The organism is Fibrobacter sp. UWOV1, from assembly GCF_900142495.1.
Taxonomy (GTDB): Bacteria; Fibrobacterota; Fibrobacteria; order Fibrobacterales; family Fibrobacteraceae; genus Fibrobacter.
Map to the genome: position 1 here is coordinate 189,426 of NZ_FRBA01000001.1, position 23,990 is coordinate 213,415.

Annotated in this window: 8 protein-coding genes and 1 other RNA gene; 2 read left to right on the forward strand and 7 right to left on the reverse strand. The window is 48.5% G+C overall.

Going from position 1 to position 23,990, the window contains the following annotated elements:
- Positions 1-17: 17 nt before the first annotated feature.
- The 6 genes from BUC02_RS00815 to BUC02_RS00840 all read right to left on the reverse strand — a co-directional run bounded on the left by BUC02_RS00815 (position 18) and on the right by BUC02_RS00840 (position 21,773).
- The gene (locus BUC02_RS00815; protein WP_139260945.1) at positions 18-3,131 is read right to left on the reverse strand and encodes a right-handed parallel beta-helix repeat-containing protein; all 3,114 of its coding nucleotides are present in this window, start codon (positions 3,129-3,131) and stop codon (positions 18-20) included.
- On the reverse strand, positions 3,131-4,762 hold the full coding sequence (locus BUC02_RS00820; protein ID WP_083564328.1) for a FecR family protein: 1,632 nt from the start codon (positions 4,760-4,762) through the stop codon (positions 3,131-3,133). The genes BUC02_RS00815 and BUC02_RS00820 overlap by 1 nt, the downstream gene beginning before the upstream one ends.
- Before the next feature lie 101 nt (positions 4,763-4,863).
- Positions 4,864-5,193, reverse strand: coding sequence for an SUI1 family translation initiation factor (locus BUC02_RS00825; RefSeq protein ID WP_073317374.1), 330 nt, complete (start codon positions 5,191-5,193; stop codon positions 4,864-4,866).
- Positions 5,194-5,202: 9 nt separating this feature from the next.
- Positions 5,203-8,655 carry an MFS transporter gene (locus BUC02_RS00830; protein WP_073317377.1) on the reverse strand — a complete coding sequence of 1,151 codons (3,453 nt, stop codon included), beginning with the start codon at positions 8,653-8,655 and terminating at the stop codon, positions 5,203-5,205.
- Between the two features lie 116 nt (positions 8,656-8,771).
- Positions 8,772-16,901, reverse strand: a complete 8,130-nt coding sequence (locus BUC02_RS00835) for a cadherin repeat domain-containing protein (RefSeq protein WP_083564329.1) — start codon at positions 16,899-16,901, stop codon at positions 8,772-8,774.
- 330 nt (positions 16,902-17,231) lie between these two features.
- Positions 17,232-21,773 (reverse strand): cadherin repeat domain-containing protein, encoded by a 4,542-nt coding sequence (locus BUC02_RS00840; protein WP_073317383.1) that lies wholly within the window; start codon positions 21,771-21,773, stop codon positions 17,232-17,234.
- A gap of 205 nt (positions 21,774-21,978) precedes the next feature.
- Here BUC02_RS00840 and ffs point away from each other — a divergent pair.
- Positions 21,979-22,075, forward strand: an RNA gene (gene ffs / locus BUC02_RS00845) — signal recognition particle sRNA small type.
- 115 nt (positions 22,076-22,190) lie between these two features.
- Positions 22,191-22,808, forward strand: coding sequence for a histidine phosphatase family protein (locus tag BUC02_RS00850; protein ID WP_073317386.1), 618 nt, complete (start codon positions 22,191-22,193; stop codon positions 22,806-22,808).
- A gap of 71 nt (positions 22,809-22,879) precedes the next feature.
- Here BUC02_RS00850 and BUC02_RS00855 read toward each other — a convergent pair whose 3' ends face one another.
- A complete protein-coding gene (locus BUC02_RS00855) occupies positions 22,880-23,908 on the reverse strand; it encodes a DUF5683 domain-containing protein (RefSeq protein WP_073317389.1) in 1,029 nt (342 codons plus the stop codon).
- Positions 23,909-23,990: the final 82 nt, after the last annotated feature.

A 23,990-nucleotide genomic window follows, 5' to 3' on the forward strand; every position in this document is an offset into this window, starting at 1 on the left:
TTTTTTGTTAGGGTTCGCTAGAATTCGTAATTCAAGGCTGCGATTATGTAGAAATCCTTATACTGGTCGGCCTTGTTATCCGGGCGGTAGTTGAGAAGCGTCCCCACAGTCCAATCAGAATACAACGCCGGAGAATGATGAACGCGCAACTTTGCGGAGGCGTCAAGATCAAATTCCATTTCGTCGTAATCCTTGTTTTCGATTTCATAGCTCAACAAGTTCTGGCGAAGGCTACCCGACAGCGTCAAGTCCAAGAAATCCGGCTTGATTTCCATTTCCAGATTGTCCATCAAGTTCCATTCGAATTCGCTCATGTCGTTGCGGTTGTAAATCTTGTACCTGGGAGTCAAAGAAACCGTATTGCGAATTCCTTCGAGCGTTGTCGTCAAAGAAATCGGATAGCGCTGTTCCAAGTAATCGCTGCCATGCAGGTAATAGCCGAGAATGCCGTAGGTCTTGTTCTTGAACTGGAAGTGCGAAAGCAGGCGGTCCTGTTCAAATTCAGACATGTCTGTAAACACCACCAACACGCCGCCGATTTTCAGCACATGTTCGGGCATCTTGTAGGACCAGCCCAATTCCATGGTATGCTTCATCAGTTTTTCGGTGAACTGGGTTGCCAGATAAGGCTCGTCGGCCAAGGCGTAGTAATCAGCCCAGCGGGCAGAGTCAATCTTGATCGTATCAATGCCGTTGAAAACCTTCATCGACGGGCGACCCTTGATTTCTTCGAACCACGGGTCATTGTAAACGCCCGAGGTGGCAGTATAGTTGGCATACAGGCGCTGCGGCGTGCTGCGAGTTCTGTAGTTGAAGGCATACTTGAGCGTAAGGCCCATCTTGTCGTTCAACTTGAAATCATTCTTCACGTAACCGTCATGAATGTAGAGCGTTCTCACAGGGTCCTGTTCATGTTCCTTGAGCCAGTTGGTATGCGCCCCCGGGAGCCCCCACTGCGTACCCTCACCCATTCCGAACAAATTGTAATCGTTACCCTTACCTGCAGCGTTTTCGACATTCAAGCAATAACCAAATCCGAAATTCCAGAAGTCGTAGATTTTTTGCTTGAAGTTACCGCCGAGCATACGGGAATTCTGCAACAAGTCTTCGGAACCGGCGCTGTAATACTCGCTGCCCACGTATCTAAAGAAGCCTTCGACAAAAGTACGCGCATTCGACCACTGATACGCTCCAGAGAAAGCCCAGTGTTCATGCCCCCAAAATTCACCACTCGTCGGTTCAATGTCATCGGTGTGGATTGTCTTGGCGACTTCACGAGCCTTATTCAAAAGATACTTCAATTCTTCGCGCATTTCAGCCGGAGTCTTCATCGAATTTTCGCCAAAAATCTGTTCCAGCTTTCTTGTACTGAGCGAATTCACCTCGTTCACATTGCTCATCAGCTTGTTGAGCAAAGCAAAATTGGACGGATCGAGTCCCGCTTCCGAGAACACCTGGTTCACGGCACGCATCTTCGCCGCATTCAGCGTGTCTGCGGCGCCCACAGCAATCTGACCGTTCAACTTGATATCGCCCGGATAAAAGAGCCAGTTACCATCAGCGAACAGGTTTCTCGAAGACACCACCGGTTTCACGGTATTCGTGTTCGGGTCCATGCCGTCTCTCAAGAACGGATCTTCCAGGTAATCCTTGCTTGTCACAAAGCCCAAAGTCCCGTTAAAGCGGCGGTGCATATTCCAACGGACTTTTGCGCCACCCACCATTCTCTGGGCTTCGGCTTCGCCGTCGTCCACGTAATCCTGGTAAACGTCGTAATTGCGTTCGCCAACAGTCTTGGGAGCATTCATTTCGCCCATGAACACAGAGCCCATGAACATCGGGTCATTGGCCGAATTCTTGAACACATTCACGTCGTAGCTTGCCCCAAAGGCATGCAATCCGGCCAAGTAGAGTTCACCACCGTTGGTATAGAAATCACCCAACACCAGGCGTTGCATATCGTCGGTATAGCTGGCCTGGAACTGGTAAACCTTAAAGTGATCCCATGCATCGCTCGAGATATCGGTCACCACTTCGAATGTCGCACCGGTCGGCGATTTCATCAATAGGCTTGCATTCCAGTTCGTAAAGAATCCCGGAACCTGGAAATAGTTGATGTAACGTTCGCCGGGCTTCACCGTGTCTTCTTGCGAAACATAATCTTTGCCCGAAGAATTGTGGCGGGTCAACACCTTGTGGTACCCCAGTTCAATGCCCACGTTACCCGAAATACTCCATGCAGAATCTTGTGTATCCTTCAAGGAGCCCGCATACTTGGCGCCGTCGGCATACGGGTTCACCGGTTCTTCACCAAGAACACTCTTGTATTCACCCACGTTTCTCGAGAACAGCTTCGAATTGTCCCCCAGAGCCGGGCGGACATCTTGCGGCGGAATGTCGTCGGCGACAAAAGCAAGCTCATTGTTTTCGACTGTAGAATTTCTTTGCGTCAGCACATTGTCGCCAAAATCGACAATACCGACTTCGTTCACATCGATTTGCGTACGCATCAAGTTCACAGACGAATTTTCACCTGCGACAAGAGCCACATGGTTGCCCGAAAGCGTAGACGCATCAATATCGATCACGGCACTGTGCGTCGCCCACACACCGACATTCATACAGTCTTCGACTCGAGTCCACTGCAACGCCACAGAGCCGTTACGCACAAAAACGCCAGCACGGTCCGCACGCGAAATAACACCGTCGCGAACATCAAGCGAGCCGCTTTCGACCGCAATGCCGAACATGGCATTTTCAATATTTGTCCCCTGAATTTCAGAGCGTTTGGCACCCGTAACCGTAATACCGTTCCACATCTTGCCTTCTTCGGCAGAAGTCATGGTCACCGCATTACCCTTTTCGCCCATAATGGCAATCGAGCCTCCACGGACGTCAAGCCCCGTACCTTCGGCAAAATAAAGCGCCGTGCCCGCTTCGACGACAAGCGCCTTTCCCTCGGGCACGACAATCGTTTCATTCACCAGGTACGGCGAGTTGTCCTTCTTTAAAAATCCGGTAAGTGTACCGCCTATGATGCTCTTTTTGAGCGCACCCTCATCAACGGCAAAAGCACTCACGTGGAGTGCTGCCATAATGAGCGTGGATATAAACCATCCCCTCATTTTCATTAACGAACCTCGTAATCCTTCTTAGCTCTAGCCGTGTATCCACTCTTGTGGACGACTTCGATATCTATATGGTTCTTCGCATCACGCGAAAGTGTTACCGGAATCTGGTAATCCAAAGTATGAATCTGCGTCAACGATTCCTGCAAGATAATCTTTCCGTTAAATCGGACTGTCACCTTGTTCAAGTATTCAGGATCGTTTTCTGGAATCCGGATTCTAAACTGCAGCGTTCGCGTAATACGGTCCTCAATATCTTCCGGCGGAGGCGGGACCTTCAGGATTTCCTTCGGACCTCCAAAGACTTCGATTGGGAATCGCTTGTTCGGATAGCAGCCCATGGTCTTTGTGAGTTCAACTTTGTTTGCAGCCTGGTCTTCGATACGGACTACGTATTCGTGGCGGCCCTTCTGGAGTTTTACTCTCTTCTGGGCATTCTTGGTAATCGCTTCTTCCGAAATCTGGCTACCGTCCGATTCAATGGACATCACGGCGGCATCGTTCTTCATGTCGCCTACAGACACGTTTGCAACGCAGTGCAAGGAGTCGTAAGACGAAATCGTTGCGGTCGGAGCCTTGGTATTGACTCCGGAGCAGGACTTGTTAATCTGCAAGTCAATCGTCTTGGAATTCGTGAGACCAGCACCATTGAATTCAAGCGTTGCCTTGTCTGCTGTCCAAAGACCGTTTTCGTCGCTAATGGCAATCTTTTCAGAGAAGGTGTGAGCCTTGCCGTCGGCGGCGCGAATCAAGTTTTCCGAAGTAAAGCCCTTGCCCACCTTCAAAATCAACGATGCATTTTCGTCAGAGGTACGGTAAGAACCATCAATCGAAAGACCGCCTTCGCAGATTTCTACCGGAGAAGTCGTGCTCAGGATAAAACCATCGGCCGGAAGCGCTGCGGCAGCCTTCTGGGCATCTTCACGCAGTTCTTGCTGGAAGGTAGAGTCGGCCTTCTGTACTTCAGCCTGCAATTCCTTAACCGACTTGGACTTGTCAGCCAAAATCTTGCTCAAGCGCTTGGCAAAGCGGGCTTCACCCGAAGAGGCAAGCTTTACGACCACCAGGGAATCCTTTCCGAACGTGGTTTCGCCAGCCCCGATAAACACCGGTTTGTCGGAACCTGCGGGCGTAATTTCGAGCTTACCGGTCTTAAGGCCAGCAAAGAACACGCCTTCGCCGCCAATATAACCTTCGGTACCGCGAATCGATGCGGTTGCGGTTCCGGTCTTAAAGATAAACTTGGATTTCTTGTTTTTGAGTTTGTGAACGGCAAAATTCAAGAACCCTTTTTCGACATCGATCTTAGTTTCAAAGCCACCTTCGTCGTTGGGTTCAAAAAGTTTTTCCATTTCGACGATGGTGTTTTCGCCAATCATAATGGAGCTGCCGTCAGGGAGACCGAACACGACTTCGGATTCAACGCCCGTACGCACCTTGTCGGACTGATAAACCTTAGCACCAGAATTAATCTTGAACCATTCGTTCTGTTTAGCTTTCCAGCGGTCCACTTCACCCAAGGCCATACGGACTTTACCGATCGCTGTCGCAGAAAATACCATTGCCGGCATTACGGCAAGAATCATCATCGAGCGTAAAAATGTCTTACTTGAAATGGAAACTCTGACCATCATTAGCCCCTTTCTATATCAAGTAAAAAGATATTCTTTTTTTACGCAAAAAGCATTACTTTTTTTTATAAGGTGATATAAATCAAGCCCTAAACAGGCTTTTTTTAGCCACCGGCGAGCTTTACCGTGTATCCGCGCTTTTCAAGTTCGGTTTTTAGCAGATTTCGCTTGTCGCCCTGGATTTCGATTACAAAATCCTTGACCGAGCCGCCTACCCCGCACTTTTGCTTGAGTTCGCGGCCCAATTCCTTGAGTTCGGCTTCGTCGAGCGGCACGCCAGTCACTACACTGGCCATTTTTCCACCCCCAAGGCGCTTGAGCTGGATTCTTACCACACCATCACCCTGCGGACGCTCCGCTTTGGGCTTTTCCTGCTTGACGCGGCCCCCCAAAGCGGTAGAATAAACCAATGTAGAACGTTCTTCGATACCCATTACAAACCTCTAGTCGTTTTTAATGCCCAATTTTTCCATGGCAATCTTCTTGCCGGTCTGGAAATCGCACTTTCCGGAGCCCAATTTGGGCAAATCATCGAGTTTGAGCACATAAGACGGCAGCATCAGCGGCGGAAGTCCCACTTGCTTGAGCCTGTCCTTGGCCTCGTCCTCGGAAATGTCGCCCGCAAACAGGAGCGCAATCTTTTCGCCCTTGGAGCCATCGGGCACGGCCACCGTAAAGTGGTCCACACCTTCAAAGAACGCCGTTTCCGAAATCTTGAAGTCCACGGAACCAAGGCTCACCATTTCGCCACCGAGCTTTGCGAAGCGGCTGTAGCGGTCCACAATGGTTAAGTAACCGTCTTCGTCTACATGGCCCTTGTCGCCCGTCTTGTACCAGCGGCGGCCATTGATAATCGCAATTGCCTGCGCCGTCTTTTCGGGATTCTTGAGGTAACCCTTCATAATCTGGGCGCCACCGATCAAAATCAGGCCGTCTTCGCCAATGGGCAATTCTTCCATGGTATCGGGATCCACAATGCGGAACTGCGTACCCGGCAGCGGTGCACCCACGGTACCCGGCTTGTTGCCCACCAGAACCGTCTTGTAGTCGTCCATCAACACGTCCTTGGTATTCACGGCTGCCACAGGAGTCGTTTCGGTACAGCCGAAGCCTTCAAAGATTTCGAGCTTGAATTTGGTGCGGTAAAGCTGGCGAACATCCTCGCGAATCTTTTCGGCACCGGCGTAAATGCGGCGCACGCTCGAGAACATCAGCGGGTGCACAGCGCGGTTCACGCCCCACATGCGAAGGAACGTGCCCGTCGCCACCATGAACGACACCTTGAACTGAGCACAAATGCGCGACACAAGCTTTGCATCGGTCGGGTCGGGGCAGGTGGCCACCGGCACGCCTTCCACAAGGCAAAGCATCGTCGTAATCGAAAAACCGAATGCATGGAACAGCGGGAGCGAACCCAGGAACACGTCATCGGCGCAGGGATTCAAAACGCTTTCGCACTGTTTGATATTACCCATCAAGTTGTAATGCGTGAGTTCCACACCCTTCGGCCTACCTTCGGAGCCCGAACTAAAGATTACCGTAGCCACATCGTCAAGCGAGACCTTCTTGAAGAAACGCAATTCCAGGTACCAGGCCGGCAATACGAGTACTCTCAAGAAGTTGAGAATCATGGCTCTCTTCGGAATCATCTCCTTAAGGTCTTCCATATAGTACACTTTGTACTTCGAAAGCAGAATGTCCATGTTAATGCCCTTCTGCTTCAATTTCTCGACAAAGACCTTGGCCGTAATAATGCTCTTGACATCGGCAACACCACAGCAATAGTCCATGGTTTCAGGCGTATTGGTGTAGTTCAAGTTGTAAACCGTCTTACCGCGCACAAGGCATGCCATGTTCGCAATAATGCCCGGGCCCGAAGGCGGAATCAGCACACCCACCTGCTTTTCGCCGACAGTTAATTTATCAATAACCCTCGCAAAAGAGAGCACTGCAGTCGTAAGCGTATGGGCAGACAAATGCTTGCCATCGGGACTATACACCGAAGGACCACTCCCCACCTTCTTTGCCGTACGGATCCAGGCAGAGGCCACCGGACGGAGCTTACGGATGTATGTCTCCCAAGCGGTAATAGAAAGTTCCTGTACAGCGCGCTTGATCGTTACCGGGTCTGCTTCGAGCGGGAGTTCGTTACCGAAAGCAACCGTCACAATTCGTCCGCCCGAATGCACCAAGTCCTTAAAGCCGGCATCAGCCATAGAATACGAACTGCCCCACAGGCCCTGCACGTAGAACGGCAGCAGTTTTACCTTGGGCACATCGCGAATCGCCGCCGAATAATCCAGCCTAAAGCGGTTCATGTTACCCGTCGAAGTCATTGCATTTTCGGGGAACATCACCACCGCTTCGCCACGCAAAAGGGCATGGCGCGCCTTTTCCATTGCAGGAGCCGGGTTCGAAATATCCAAGTTGATAGTCTTCATCTGCGAAAGCAGCAGACGCACGTACCACTTTTCATACGGTCGGCGCGTAATCACAAAGCGCAAGGGTCTCGGGCTTGCCATCTGGATCAGCGCCCAGTCAATGTACGAGATATGGTTCCCCACCAACAGTACCGGGCCTTCCCACGGAATATTCTGCACGCCCGATACCAAGAACTTGTAATGGATCGAAAGCGCGGAACGCAGCAACTGGCGAAGCAATGTATGCGGCATAGCCCAAAGCGCCCACACCGTGCCAGCCAAGCAGAAAATACCTAGAATAAAGAACAAGTCCATGCGTTCAAAATTCAGGTACTTGAGCGCCACAATCAAAAGCACGTCAAAAGCGATAATGCAAATGTTCTGCACCGCATTGCTAATCGAAAGCACGTGGCCAGCCGAACGCGGCTTGGTATTGTACAGGAGCATCGCAAACATCGGAAGCGCATAAAGGCCGCCACAGAAACCGAGCAAGGCAAACGCAACCGCATTGTAAGGACGCGGAATAAACGGAATAATCAGAATCAAGGCGGCAGCACCGGCCGTACCCAGCGGAATAAGTCCCATTTCAATAAAGGCCTTGGACATGCGCATGGCGTAGTAAGAACCAAGCACCAGGCCCACAATCGTCCCCACAATCGCATAGTTCGCCATCAGGTCCTTGTCGAACAGCGAACCCGAACCGAACATGTCTTGCACAATGAACAGCAGCAAGAATATCATGACCCAGAACATCGAAAGGCCAATAATCGACTGGCGGAGCGCACGGTTTTTCCAGGCCTTCTTGAACTTGCGGCGGGTAAAGGCAAAGTTGTAGTAACGACTCCAGGGGAACTTCATTTCGGCATCGTAGGCTCCAACAGAGGGAATCGCAAAAGCAAACACGGTACCAAGGAGTTCCATGACGGCTATGCCCGCAACAATCGGGAGCACGCCCTGCATCAGGTGGGCAAAGTCAAGCGTCTGCGGAGCAATCTGTTCAAACGCCACCGCGGTCGCCGCTGCCGACAAAAGCAAGCTTACAAAGGTAACGATCGTAAACCGGCCGGCCCCATTGGCAAGCATACGGACGCCCACCAGTTCCTTGAGGTAGCCGCTCTTTGCCGGCGAGGCTATAGCCTGCAGCACAAAGAAGAGGGCCGCCGCCGCGAACACAAACGTCATACTACCGACATACGCCGCCACACCGAACACGCCCACAGCCGGGACCATGAGCAGCGACGTTATACGCAACACACGCTCCTTAGGGTACTTGTCCGAAAAATAGCCCGCAGGCGTTATAAGCAGCACACAAGGCAAAAGAATCAAGAGATGCAGAACAATGAACGAACTGTCACTAGATTCGAACAAATGCAAACGGTTAAGCACCAATTCCATGAGGGCAACGAGAGCCGTAGTCGAAGCAATCTGAGAAAAAACGACCCCGTAAAAAGCGAATGAACCTTGATGTTTTTCCATTTATAATTCCTTGGATTTATGGGGTAAAAGATACACTTTTTGTATGTAAAAAACAGAAAACCCCGGCCGAGCCGGGGTCTTTTTAACACTTGATTTTCAGAGGTTTTTTGCCGCGATTAGTGTTTCGGGCGGCGGTAACCGAAGGACTTCAGGAGTTCGTCACTATTCTTGATGACGTCGCCCTTACGCTTTGCAGAAGGACCGAAGCCGTCGCCAGTTTCCCTGTACTTCTTGGCGTTGAAGTCAGAAGACGGGAGCGTACAACGGAGCTTCGAACGGATAGTGGCTTCGACCTTGTAGACATAGGCGCCAGTAGCGTACAGTTTGCCGTTATCAGCCTTCACAAAGCCGTTCTTGTCCGGTTTCTGTTCGAAGTACAGGTTCAACACGCCTGCTTCGTCGGTAAAGCTCGGGTCGTTCAAATCCTGCTTGAAGTTGAAGTAATCCACGAAGTTGCCCAGAGAGGTGTACACCCAGATCTTGGCATGCAACTTGGAATCGTACAGGTTGAACTCACTGATATCGCTCGGGATCTTGACGCCGTCTTCGCAGTACTTTTCGACGTACTCTTCGACGGAGATCTTGGTGGCGTTATCGGCATCTACACCTTCGAGCGGAATCGTACCGTCAGACACGACGATATCATCCAAGGTGGCAAGGCCGCTTACAGTACCGTAACCTTCCTTCGGAACAATCACCGGCAACTTGATATCCAGAGCGAGAGTCGGGCCCAAGTGACCCTTATCCATTCCCGGATATGGTTCTTCGCCGCTACCTTCCTTGGTCTTGAAGCTGCCACCGATCAAGGTTTCAACTTCCTTGCCCGTAGAGGGGTTCTTGATGCTCACTGCGAAGGTTTCACCCTTCTTCGGCGGGTTCACAGAGTAGTATTCTTCGACCTTATCCTTGTCAATTTCGGTAACAGGCTGTTCCACAGCGATATTCACGCTCTTGGAATCCTTCATCATGACAGACACCGTATCAGAGGCTTCGTTGCCTGCCTTGTCGCGGTAGAAGCGCACGATGATATTCGGTCCCTTTTCAAGACCCTGGATCGTCAGGGAATCCTGTTCCACACCGTTCACGGTCCACTTGACTTCTACGAAGTTCGAGCGAATAATGGAGTACGTGACCGGAGAAAGGATTTCGACAGTCGGAATCGTCTGGTCAAGCACGATGAACACGGATTCGGTAGCAAAGTTACCGTAGATGTTCTTGTAGGTGTAAGTCACAGCGTAGCCAATGTCGCCTTCGGCGTTCTTGACCATGTTGCCCTTTTCGTCGACAGCGTAAGACACGACCGTCGGCATACCCAGGCCATCGATGCTAACCGTAGTCACCGAGAAGATACCTTCGCTCACGTTGGAGTTCTTTTCGGAATCCTTGCCCTTGCCGGACTTGGAGCCCTTCGAAGAAGCACCCTGATACATGAGTTCGCCGTTCGGGCCCTTGGCGAGGATTTCACCCGTCAAGGCGTCAGCAATGTAAGAGACTTCCACTTCCTGGTCATCCACAATCGTCTTGTAGGTAACCGTAATGATTTCCACGGATTCGGTCTTGCCCTTGGAATTGATCACCGAGGCCTTGACCGGTTCGCCATCCTTGTCGACAATGTAAGATACGGTTACCGTATCGCCGCCGACAAGCTGCGTGTAAGACATCTTTTCAGAGTTGCCGTTCACCGGTGAACGGGTCACCGGACCAGTCGGAGTTTCGTCGAGCATCAGCTTGCTGTCTGCGATTTCGTTCATCTTTCTGAACGTTGCGTCAGGCACCTTCACCGGTTCGAGGTTCACTTCGAGAGCGAACGACGTATCGCGCTTGTTGGCCGGATCCTTCACGTGCACGTACACGGAATCGCGTTCCTTGTTCACGTAGATGTTGGTATCGGCATCGCCCATATCTTCAACAATCGTGAACACGTTTTCGGCCTTGACATGCGTCGGGTTGGCGGACACTTCGACAACAGGCACTTCGTCGTTGAACATGATAACGACGGTGTCACTACCCGGCAAATCCTTAGACGGATCCTTGTAGGTAATCACAATGACATTCTTACCCTTCTTCAGGACCGTATCCTTCGAAACGATATCGTCGTCCTGACGCCAGGTAATCGTGCCGTTCTTCTTGTTCGTATAGACTGTATCCGGGTAGTTCCAAGTAGAATCGACATTGTCGTACTTGGTAATAACCACTTCAGACTTTTCGATCACGTTCGTCACGTTGATCTTGACCTTGGCAGTGTCAGTGAACTCACCGTCATCCACCTGCACATAGACCACGTAGTTCTTCTTGGATTCGTAATCCAAGGTATCCTTCAGGATTACGGCACCCGTGTGCGGGTCGATCATGAACACAGCGGTATCGCCGCTCACAGCCGTGTAAATCAGCGTGCTGTATTCCTTCTTCTTATCCGGATCGGTAGCCTTCACCGTATCGATAACGGTCCAGACCGTGGTAGATTCCGGAACGGCAATCGTCTTGTCCGAAATGGAAGGCGGTTCGTTCACGTCGTGAATGTTGACCTTGACAGTCTTCGTGACCGTAATCGGGCCATCCTTAGCCGAGATCAACTGGCACTTACACTTTTCGTCGTACAAGCTATCCGGAATATTCACCATGTCAGTGATAGACACCTTGAGGTCAATCGTCGGGTTCTTTTCGAAGTCAAGACCGGCACACTTGTCTGCACTGACAGTCACAACGCCAGTCTTCGAATCGATTTCGAAGCAGCCGATCGGATCGTCCACAATCTTGAACGTCATCACGGTATCGAAGCGGTCAATATCTTCCCACTTGATGGTATCGACAACGGTACCCTTCGGCGAGTTTTCATCCACACCGATGGTATCGGTCAAAATCTTAGGCGGTTCGTTCAAGTCAATCAGCTTGACCGGAATCTTCAAGTCGGTATAGATCGTCTTGAGGGTTGTGTCGCCATAGGTCATGTATACCCAGTACATGGAATCTTGACCGCAGATATACTCACCGTTTTCGCAGTCAAGCACCACATTTGCACGAATCATTACTCGCATTAAGTCCGTAGAGTCCTTGTCGAGCCAGAACAATGCGGTATCGCCACCCGTCATCTTGAAGCCGTTATCATAAAATTCCGGATTCCTAGACATCGAGTCGATATCACTCGGGTGTTCCACATGGCCAAGGGAATCATTAATATGATTGTTTTCGGTAATCACGAGCGGCCAGACATCGAAGAGCGGCTTTTCGTTCACGTCAATCACGCGAATAGTACGGTAGAGCGTATCAGACAAGCCATCCGGGTCAGTCACGACAATGCCCACAGTGTATTCCGGATCAGGATCGTTACGAGACTTTGCATCTCTGAGAGCTTCGTAGTCAAGCAACTTCTGATCCTTGACGCTAACCGTGATGGCGCTATTCTTGTATTCAATATTAAAGAGGTCTGTGCCCTTCGTGCTCACACTCGGGATAGTCGTGCGGACATCGAACCAAGTCACCTTAGCACCAGCAACATGGCCCGTATCTTCATCGACAACATGGTAGGTGAACAGGACCATGCCCGTCTTGGAAAGCGTGCTATCCGAAGTATTTTCCTTGACACCCACGGTCAACGTATCGGTCGGCGTAACGCCACGACTGGTGGTATCGCAGAAGGCGACACAGTTCGGATCAGAATCGTCGTCGCCATCCGGAACAGGACCATCAACAATAATCTTCGGTTTTTCGTTGACATCCTGAATATCAACCGTCACCTTAGCAGTGTCATAGAGACAAGCGCCATCGTACTTGCCAGAAGTCGAATTCAGTTCGCAGTTCGAAATCAAGACATTGAATACGTACTTATGAACAGCCAATTCGTAATCCATCTTGGTCGGATCGTTCACCAAAACCTTGTTGGAGTCCATCACGAATGCGAAGGTTTCGTCCTTACCGATAATGGAGTATTCCAAGTGGCCAAATTCCTTGACATGCTTGGTATCCGGTTCGGAAACATCCAGCTTGCCAATGACCGTACCCTTCGGCAGATTTTCTTCGGGCTTCAGGTCGGCATCCTTAGCCTTCGGAGCTTCGTTCACGTCAACAACTTCGATAATACGGCGGATGGAGTCACCCATACCAGCCGGATCTTCAGGATCGCTAACGTAAATCGTAAGCTTGTGAATGTCGTTGACCTTTTCGTAGTCAAGCTTGCTGCTATCCTTTACGGACACAATGACTCTCCACTGGCCGCCAACCTTCTTCATCTCAATCTTGAACAGGCTATCAGCGCCAGAGGCATTCGTATTCTTGAAGTATGCGTACAGAGAATCCTTATGGCCAGTTCCGACGTCTTCGTCAGCAACTAAGTAGTCGATAATCTTGTAACCGGTCGGAACATTTTCCTCTACCGCAAGAGTCAAGACAGAATCATGAGTATGAACGCCAGTGCAATTCGGACCCTTGCAGAGCGAATCCACAATATCATGGCAATCCGGGCCAGTGCATGTCGTACAACTGTCACCCTTACAATCAGGAATAATAATCGTCTTTTCAGGCACATCCGTCACAGCCAGCGAGACCTTGGCGGTATCGTAGAGACATGCACCATCGTACTTGCCAGAAGTCTTGTTCCATTCGCAGTTTGCGACCTGAACCTTGAACGTGAACACGGTATCCGGCTTCAAGGATTCATAATCCAAGGTATCAACATTGGTCACGACAATCTTGTTGGAATCCATCGTGAACGGGATGTTATTACCAATGATAAAGTATTCCAGGTGACCGAATTCCTTGACATGCTTGGTATCCGGGTCAGAAGCAGGCAACTTGCCAACGACAGTACCGTTAGGCGTATTTTCCTTAACTTCAATCGTCGTATCCTTAGTTGCAAACACCGGAGCTTCGTTCACGTCGACAATGTAGATGACGCGGACAATGGAATCACCAAGGTTATCGGTATCCTTAATCGTCAAACGAACCTTATGAGTGTCCCTCACGGCTTCGTAGTTCAGTTTCGACTTATCCTTGACATACACCCTCAAGGAATCCTTCACAATCTTAACAGCGAACAGGGAATCAGCTCCGGTACCGCTAAGGTCAGTAAGAGTTGCCTTAAGAGTTGCAACCTGACCGAGGTCCGGGTCATCAACCAGGAACGCATGGATAATAGTTCCTGTTGCAGAGTTTTCTGCAACTGTGAACGGACCGTCGCAAATCGTATCGTTTTCGAAGCACTTGATTTCCGGTCCTTCCGGTACGTTCTGGATTTTCACTGTGATTTTGGCGGTGTCAGCCAAGCAATGTTCGGTGTACTTGCCCGTCGTAGCATTCTTCAAGCAGTTCGAAACTTCCACATCGAACGTGTACACAATTTGGTCTTCGTAATTCATCAGCGAAGCGTTGCTCACGTAGATGGTAGAATCCGTATTACCCTTCATTGTGAACGGAACCGGATTAGCAGGATCAGCAATAATCCTGTATTCCAAATGACCAAACTTATCAAGATTCTTGAAGTCCGGATCCGAAGCCTGAACAACACCAATCGAGGCGTTCACAGGCAGGTTTTCGACCGGATACAGAGTAAGCGCGTCTCTAGTTTCACCAGCCGGAAGGCCATCGTTTTCGCCACGAACACCCGTAATCGAAGGAGCTTCGTTAACGTCGTTAATAACAATCGTCTTCTTGACCGTAACGGCATTGGAACCAGCGACACCACCACGATCCTTCACAGTCATGGTAATGCTATAAGAAGACTTTATGGCTTCGTAATCCAGAAGATTGGGATCCTTGACGGAAACAACCAGCCACAATTTTCCTTCTGCATCAGCAACCGCGTGATCAGTCACGACGAACAAATCATCAAACTTCGAGCCGCTGGAAGCATCGTCGGTTACAACATAGGAAACAACCAACTCTGTTCCGACATCAGCGCCATCAACATCCTTGACTTCAATCTTACCGACGACAGCATCAGGGATGACAGGCATGGTCTTCGTATTTTCATCGATTTCGAAAGTCTTGCCATCATCAATGATCACCGGCGGTTCATTAACATCAAGTACCGTAACCGTCACATGAGTGAGGGTATCAAGGCATGCTTCAGTATACTTACCTGTAGAAGGATTCTTCAAGCAGTTGCTAACCTTCACATCAAAGGTATACTTGTAATCCTGATCCTTCAAAGATTCGTAATCGAGCTTTTCAGTAGTCTTAATTACACCCTTTGTGCTAACCGGGATTTCAAACGGAACAGGTGTCGAACTAACGATGGTGTATTCCAAGTGACGGAAGGCCTCGTTCTTGCTATCAGGATCCGTAGCAATGACTTCACCAACTTCGGTGCCAATCGTCTGTTCTTCCTTCACACTGAACGAAGAATTCTTGTCAACACCCGGCTTTTCGTTCACGTCAATCACATTGATAGTACGATCAGAAGCGTCAGTAATTTTGCCGTCATTTTCCAAGCTGAGCGTCAGTTTGAACGAAGTCTGCGTTAAAGCTTCGTAGTTAAGATCTGCTGTCTTAACAGTCATCTTTACATAAGCGGAATCATAAAGAGACGGATCAGTACTATTTTCTAATTTCACCAGTTCAAAATCAAATAATGTCTTGGCGAGCGTAGCATCAGTACCACCAACAATAAGTTTAAACTTATCAATAGCAGTTGCAGCAATTTCTACACCATCAACTGGGATTGTAGCAAACTCAGTCCCCTTGCCCGTATTTTCATTGACATTATAACTTTTAACATCATCATCAAAATGAGGAGGACGAACATCTGTAACAACAAGATTAAACCTACCTTCTTTCTTATTTCCTGGCATTACAGCACCAACAAGGTCAAAAATCTTCAAAACAAGGATTTCTTCGCCTTCATCATAAGAATCAGAAATCACATTGATATAGATTTTGGTCTCATCTGTCGGCTGTAGATTACCCTCTTTAATCAACACCCGTTCCGATTGATTCAAAGCACAAACAGGGAATTTGGATTTCGACGTCTTTTTAAAATCTGCAAGAACTGCTTTTCTCGGCGTTGCGCTGGCATCCTTTTTCGGATCAGGTTCACCATTAGGATCCACTTCAAAGCAATAACTGAACTTCACATCAGTTCCCGGAATTGTATCCAAGAAAATGGGAACCAACGAATCACGACTATTTTCAATCCATTTTCCGTCTTTCAACAGATTAGGGTCAATTTCTGGCGATCCAAAGGGAACATAAATGAAGCTTTTTCCATCAAAGTCAGTATCAATATAAATACTATCAGCTAAAACCTGACCAGCAAGAATTAAGTGTTGTTCAATATGGATTGTTCCTTTAGAAATAATTGAGCCTTGGAAATAAGCATAATCCTTATCCATTGTCTTAATTTTCAGATTACTCGACGTATAAATCAACAACGTTCCTAAATATTCATCATTTTTCAATTCATTGTACTTGCCAGCAACAACAGAATCTTCATATGCAACAACAATACGGCCTTTAGTAGTCTCGATATCCAAATCATCGATAAATAGTCTGGTCAGTCGACCACCAACCGGCTGCTTTACAAGAATCTTAGAGTAGTTTTCCATTCTTATGCTCTTAATATGAACATCATACGGCGTATCAGAACCATCCGTCGTTGCAGGCACTACAATTTCAAACGTTTCATAAACACTACCATCGCCAGCACCTTTTAAATTAGCGCCATCAAGTTCTTTATCATATTTCGTAGCAGTATTTTGAGGAATTTCCAAATTAGTTTTTATTACTGGCACCGTATCAGGACATCCAGAGCCAATGTGCAATCTTGATTTTTCTTCATCAGTAACAAACTTATCTCTGAAATATTGAGCAACCGTACCTCCAATACATACATCCCCAGCAAAAGTACTTTTATTATCCTTAAATCCTTCTGAAAGTACAGAAACATCTCCCGCTACATACAACGGCCCTGTAGTAAACACATCAGGACCAAGATAGAATGAAAGATCCTTACCAACAAGAATGGGACCACCAACAGTATCCTTACCGTTTATGCCCATTTTAAGACTACCCTTTGACGTGCCAAACCAGCCAACAGAGTCCGTCACACGAATGCTTTCGTTACCAAACTCAATGCCTTTGGTACCGAACATTTTAAACTTCATCAGGTAATTCCATTCATCCTGCTGAAGTGCATCGTTGCTCGCACCAATGTAAGTAAAGCTAAAAGGCTTCACGGGAGCACCCGCAAAAGCGGGGACCGCCAAGGCCACTACAAAACCGAGTTTAGCTATTATGCTCTTTCCAAACCACATAATAAACTCCTAAAAATTAAGTGTACTATATACCCCTATATTTCACCACCGTAAAAATACAAAACTTTTTTAATTATTACAATAGTGATACTGCATAAAATGTTAATAAGTTGTTGTTTTACCTACCATTTTGTGTATTCTGAGTTAAAAATGACGTTTTTCCGTGATGTCCGACACCCCAAACCGGCGCCTCCAGTCGCCCCTCGAACGAAAAATTTCGTTTACAAGCAAACTATTTTGAAATTTTTCTTATAAATTATATGCCAATTCTAACAAGCTACCCCCGAGCCTTGGCCCGGGGGTTTTGTTTAAGAAATTGCGTACGAACTCTTATTTCTTGTTTGCCGGACGCTTATAACCGAAGGGTTTCAGCAGTTCATCGCTGGACTTCGTCACGTCACCCTTGGTCTTGGTGGTCGTGCCACCGAGCGGCGGGACAGAGCAACGCAGATGGTTACGCAGGCTGGCATCCACCTTGTACAAGTAGGCGCCAGTAGCCAAAAGCTTACCGTTTTTGGCATGTACGTAACCGTCCTTATCCGGTTTCATTTCGAAGAAGATCTGCGTAACACCGGCTTCGTTTGCGAAGCTCGGGTCATTCAGTTCCTGCGTAAAGCTGTACTTGCCCACGAAATTGCCAAGCGTCGTATAAACCCAGATATCGAGTTTCAGGCTGGAGTTATACAGGTTAAACTGGCTGAAGTCGCTGGGGATCTTGGTACCGTCTTCGCAGAATTCAGACACATATTCTTCGACCGTGTATTCCTTGTAGTCCTTCTTGGCGGCGGCATCGAGCTTGGAGGTGTCGACACCGATACCGGCAGAAGATATCATACCGTTCGGAAGAATCAAGTCGTCCAAGGTAGCAAGGCCACTCACGGAACCGCTCTTGCCGTCGCTAATCGTCGGGAGAGTCACGTTAAGAATGAGCGTCGGGCCCAAGTGCTTGGAACTCTTGGTATTCGCATACGGCTTTTCACCGCTGCCTTCCTTGGTCTTGAAGTCGCCACCGATCAAGGTTTCCACTTCTTCCTTGGTCGTCGGGTTCCTTACGCTAACCGCGAAGGTCTGACCCTTCTTGGGCGGATTGTCGGCGTAATATTCGTCAACCTTGTCCTTGTCGATCACTGTCACCGGGCGTTCCACGGCAATTTCTAGGTCCTTGCCTTCCTTCATGAACACACGGACCGTATCAGAAGCGATGTTACCCGCCTTGTCCTTGTAGAAGCGCACGATAACGTTCGGGCCCTTCACAAGTCCCTGCGTGGTCAAGGTATCCTGCTTTTCGCCGTTAACGGTCCATTCAACCTTCACGTAGTTCGCATGAGACACCTGGTTGTCGAGCGGAGAAAGGATTTCCACCGTCGGGAGCGTCTGGTCGAGTACCACGAATACGGACTGTTCGGCCACGTTGCCATACTTGTCGGTGTAAGTGAACGATACCTGGTAACCACGGTCACCTTCCGGATTCTTGACCAAGTTGCCCTTCTTGTCGACAACGTAGGTCAGTTCAAGCACCTGGCCGGACGTTCTGTCAAGATATTCGTAAGAGACCTTAAAGATACCGGTAGAGCTGTCGGAGTTCTTGGAAGACACAAAGCCGCCGTTACCGTCGACATTCAGAGCCATACCCGTCGTCGCGTCGGCCTGGTAAGAAATAGTCACCAGTTGGCCGTTGATTTCGGTCTGGTAAGACACCGTAATCACTTCAATAGAATCGACCTTGCCCTTTTCGTTTACAACGGCCTGCTTCACAATATTACCCTTGGTGTCGGTCACGTAGCTCACAGTGACTTCGGTACCGGCAATCTTTGTCGGGTAGGAATTCAGGACGTTCGTGCCGTTGATCGGGGTTCTCGTGGTATTCGGGTTCAGTTCGTCAAGCGAAACCGTCTGCTTTGCAACCATCGAAAGGGCATCGTAGGTAGTCTGCGGCACAGCCACCTTCTTGGTGATATCGACCTTTTCGAACTTCAAGGTGTCCTTGGTTTCGCCCATAATCGGGTCGTAATCCGTAATGTACACGTTGATGTTGCGTACGGAATCCTTCACGTACACGTTCGTATCGCCTACGGCCGGCTGCTCCACAATGGTATAGATGTTGCTTGCGAGGTTAGCGTCGCCGCCGGCATCAACAACCACCTTCGGCGAGACATCGCTAAAGTAAGCAATAAAGCAATCTTCGGCACAGCCTTCAAAGCCGTCTATATCACAAGCTTCCTTGCAAATCTTGTTGTATCCCGGCACAAGATTCGTGTCAGCACAAGTTTTATTCTTGTGGTTCACTTCCCAGCAAACATTCAGGCTGTCCTTATTGGTATAAATCGGATTCTTAGGCGGAGCCCAGGTAGAATCTTCGTTGCTGGCTTCGGTAATTTCAACCGTCGGGCCCGGGATATCGATGACATTCACCCTGATTACCTTGGTATCGGAGCCACCATGCTGGTCTTCGACCTTGACTCGAATCGAAATGGTCGGAGTCTTTTCGTAATCAATGTCAGAACACTTGAGCGTAACAACGCCGTCTGTAGACAAATCAAAGCATTTACTCTGATCGCTAATAAGCGTCCATGTCAAGACAGTATCATCCAAGTCATAATCGATAGCCTTCAAGGTGTCGACCACGGTGCCCTTCGGGCTATTTTCGGTAACATTGATGAATTCCGTCGTAATCTTCGGATTTTCGTTCACGTTACGGATATTGATCGTCACCGGCTTGATCACATAAAGTGTCGAATCGTTCTTATCAACCAACTTCACCTGGATTGTGTAAGAATCCGGTTCCGTTTCGTAATCGAATTCCTTCTTGGTCGTAATCACACCGGTAGAAGAAACGGAGAAGAATGCCGTATCGCCACCCACTGCGGTGAAAATGTCTTGTCTGAACACCGACACAGAGTCGCTTTCACCCCAAACGAGAGTTCCGACGACAGTTTGCTTCGGCAGATGTTCATCGATTTCAAAATTCTGTTCTTCCAAAATCGGATTTTCGTTGACGTTGCCAATCGGAATAATAATCGTCGTATCGGCCTTCATCTTATTGTCAACATCTTCTACGTGAACCTGGATATCGATATACTGTATCTTTTCGAAATCAAAGATTGTAGAATCCTTGACCAGAACATAACCGGAATCCGTTACAGTTACATAATCAATATAATGGCTGGTATCGCTTATGCTATACACGCAAGCGGGGCAACCAACAATACCGTGAACACCGCGCAAGGTATCAATCACGGCATCATTCCGCGGATTTTCGTTAATCGTATGCAACGTATCCTTTTTAAACTTGAGCGGATCAAGATCAGGATCGCTGATTTCCAGAGTGATGAAACCATCGTGAGAACCATCCTTCAGCGTTGCTGCATTCAGGTTCTGAATGATAATTCTAAAGGTTTCCCTTCCCGGCTTACTATCAGTACCTTCATCAATCTTGTCGTCAAACGCGGTCAAGATGATAGGGTCTCTCAGGTTCTTGCTATCAATATCAAAATAGGCCTTGCCAGGATTGACGCATTTCGTTCCATCGAACAATGGAATATCTGCAGTAGCGATATCAGCGCGAGTGGCAAGACCATTGGGATCCTTGCCATCTACGGTTCCACCAAAATCAAAGCAATATTCGAAATCGATAAGAGTTGTGGCCTCTTTGTCCAGAGCGATTTTAACCGTATCTTGCTTGTGACCTTCGACCAAATAAGTCTTTACGCCTTCTGCAGTATTCAAAACAGGAGGATCGAACGGCACATAGCGGAAAGAACTTCCATCAAATTCATGACCAATTTCGAGTTCGTTGGCAAGAAGCTGACCGGCTAAAACCAAGTTCGGACCGACCTTTATCTTTTTCTTTGACAAGAACGAACCCTGGAAGAAAGATCCACCATTCATTGCAGACCAGTCAATACCCTCTTTGCAATGGAACAATACGTTTCCTGCATAGTCTTTATTCGCAACAAACGTAGAATTCGTAACATTTACCCATGAGTCCCCTAAGTACTGAGCACCTTCATCAACATAAGCCACTTGAATTGTCGAACTGGAGTTTGCAACGATTGTGCCACTTATAAACAGACGAACCAAATTCTTGTTGTTCGCCATACGAACAACTATGCTCGAATTCGCACCCATAATGATGTTTCCACCAACATAAACGTCATATATATTCGAGCCATTACTATTAGGCGGAACATCAATGTTATAGGTTTGGCCATTATTAATGGTTATATCGCTATAAATAACGTTCGCACTTGCAGGAAGAGCCGGCACATCAGGAATTGTAAGATACGTCGGGACTTCAGGAACACTGTCGTAAGAACACATACCAAGCTTGGCGGCAGCCCCTTGAGCAAGCCTACCTACAGGATCTTTATCGTTTTTAAATTCAGCTTGGATGGTTGAATTCTGATTCTTGGTGGAAGCAACACCCTCGATGCAATGCGTTCCGTAGAAGGAATTGCCATTTGCACCCGAATTAAAATCACCCTTAACACGTGCTGGGCCACTTAAAAAAACATCTGGTCCATCTTGGAAAACAATTTCACCGCCAATATAAATCGGACCACCTAATTTATGGTCACCATTAGTCAATTCCATATTACCATGAGCAGTACCAATGGCACCGTTGACATCGGGAGCACTCGCATGTCCCATGGAGATACCAAAAGTACCCCACATCTTGAAGGTCATCAATTTATTCCAATACTTCTGGTGTTCCGCTTTTATAGCGTCATCCATCGTTTTCGGATCACTTACATCCGAAAGTTCATTGTAATACGTTGCAAGGCTATCGAAAACCAACGGCGCGACATCTGCAGCCGAAGCAACCCCCGCTGCCATCAGCACGAGCCATAATTTGTTTAAAAAGTTTTTCATGTTGATTACTCTAACCATCTTTTACCCCTGTTGTATTACAGGATTTCAACTCCTGATTCAAAAATACATAAAAAAACTTTACATAGGTTACCTTTTTTTCACAAAGCTAGCCTTTTTCATGGACAAATCGTCCACTTTTGTTCCGAAAATTTGTTTTTGCCGCTTTCCCTTGACAAAAATCACGAGATATTGCTAAATTGCGGGTTCCTAGGCCCTGCGCAATGACTATTTGCGGGCAACTCGCCAGGGCGAAAGCAGCAACGGACTTGTGAATTTTTATGTGCTCAGGTCGCCTAGGATTTTTTTTCGCCCTTAACAGGGCTTTTTTTTATAAAAAATGGATTCCGTCGCTACGCTCCAGGATGACGTTGCGCCAGTCTACTGTCTACTAACCACTGCCTACTGTCTACTAAAAAAATGATTCTTTGGACGATTCGCCACACCAAGCCCTACAACCCGAACGATGTCTGCTACGGCAGACTGGACTTTGACGTCTCCCCTACTTTCGAAGAAGAAAGCGACGGAGCCTTGAAGGCATTGCTTGGTGCAGGCGCCAAGCCCACGCGCATGTTCACCAGTCCCCTTCTCCGCTGCCTGAGGCTCGCCGAGAAGGCTGAAAAGGCAACAGGGCTAACCATGGAAAAGCGCGAAGAAATCATCGAGATGAACTTCGGAACCTGGGAAGGACAAAAACTGACGGAAGTTCCCCGCGAAGAGATGGCCGCCTGGGCACGCGACCTGCGCGGCTACAAGTTCAAAGACGGCGAATGCTTTTACGACATCGACCGACGAGTACAGTCCCTGTTGGACACGCTCGCTGACGACGGCGAGTTTTTATGGATTACGCATGCAGGCGTGATCGCCGCCTTGCAGCACTTTGCCTGCGGACTGCCCGACAAGGAATTCGTGGAAGGCGCATTCAGCTATGCCATGGTAACCCGATTCGAATTCAAACGTGACGCCGAAGGGCATTACCGCGGAACGTTCACGAAGATTCACGACGGCATCCAGATGGCGCCGCTAAAGATTGGATGAAAACAATGTGAGATGTGGGATGTGAAATGAGAAATTTCATTACACATTCCACACTCCACATTACACATTAATTAAAAGTCAAACGACATCAGGGCCTGGAGACCGCCGCCTAGGCGTGGCAGTACGGCCAAGTGCATGGGATTGTCGAAGTCGCTTAACAGAGCATCGACAGCGGCATCGCCAATGGAGTATAGATAAAGTAACGCAATCGCCCAAATGTACTGGTTGCGGTTCTTGCGGTAATAGGTAACGCGTTCATCTACACGTTCATATTCTTCGGACGTCGTGCTTTCTTTCTCTACGACATGCTTGCGGTCCAGGTAGTATTCCACCATGTTCTGCGAAGTCCAGATACTGGTGGCAGAACCGATAAAGGCCATGTACAAAAGGCCCTGCTTGCCGAACTCGCGGTTGTACATTTGTCCGAATCCGGGAATAATGGACCAGAGCAGCGCCTTTTTCATGCTCTTGAGTTCTACACTGCGGTAATTGTTGTTGTACCAGATTCCAAAGGCATCGAAGAAACTGTACAGGTAAAGGCCGTACAACCAGGCAGTTTCTGCCTTGCGCAGGTCTTCCTGCTCCATTTTCTTGTCGCTCTTTTCGTGAACGCGGGCAATGAATTCGTTTCGCTTGGTGTGGTACGCTGCAAGGCTGTCGCGATTCGTTTCGCGAAGCATCTTGTTGGTAAAATAGGCCACGGAGTCGCGGAAGGGTTCCGCCTGTTCGAGTACACGCCTGTGCTGGTAGCTCTTGTTAGCTGTGACCTCGTACAAAAGCAGGAGCTCGATACCTGTAATAAAGCCGCCGCGCACGTAATGTTCCGTATAATACTGGCCGCCGCCCGGGAAAATCGCAAACAGCATGGTCAGCGGCAAGGAATTGCGCTTGGTCGGGATGTCCCATTCGTTTACGGTAAGCGTATCGATAGCGACAATGCCCGTTTTACCCTTTTGCAAGGGGTCTGCACCGGAATCGGGTGTAGCCCCGACTTCCGCGGGCTGTTCTACAGCATTTTCGGCCACACTGTCGTCGGCAAAAAGCGGAACTGCAAGCAGCACCGACAGGAATATGCCAAAAACAAACGAGCGTAAAAACATCGGGGTCGAATATAGAAAAAAGTCGATCCACTTCCTACTTTTTAAGGCCCACCGTTCACCACTTTTTTCTACTTTTTTTGCA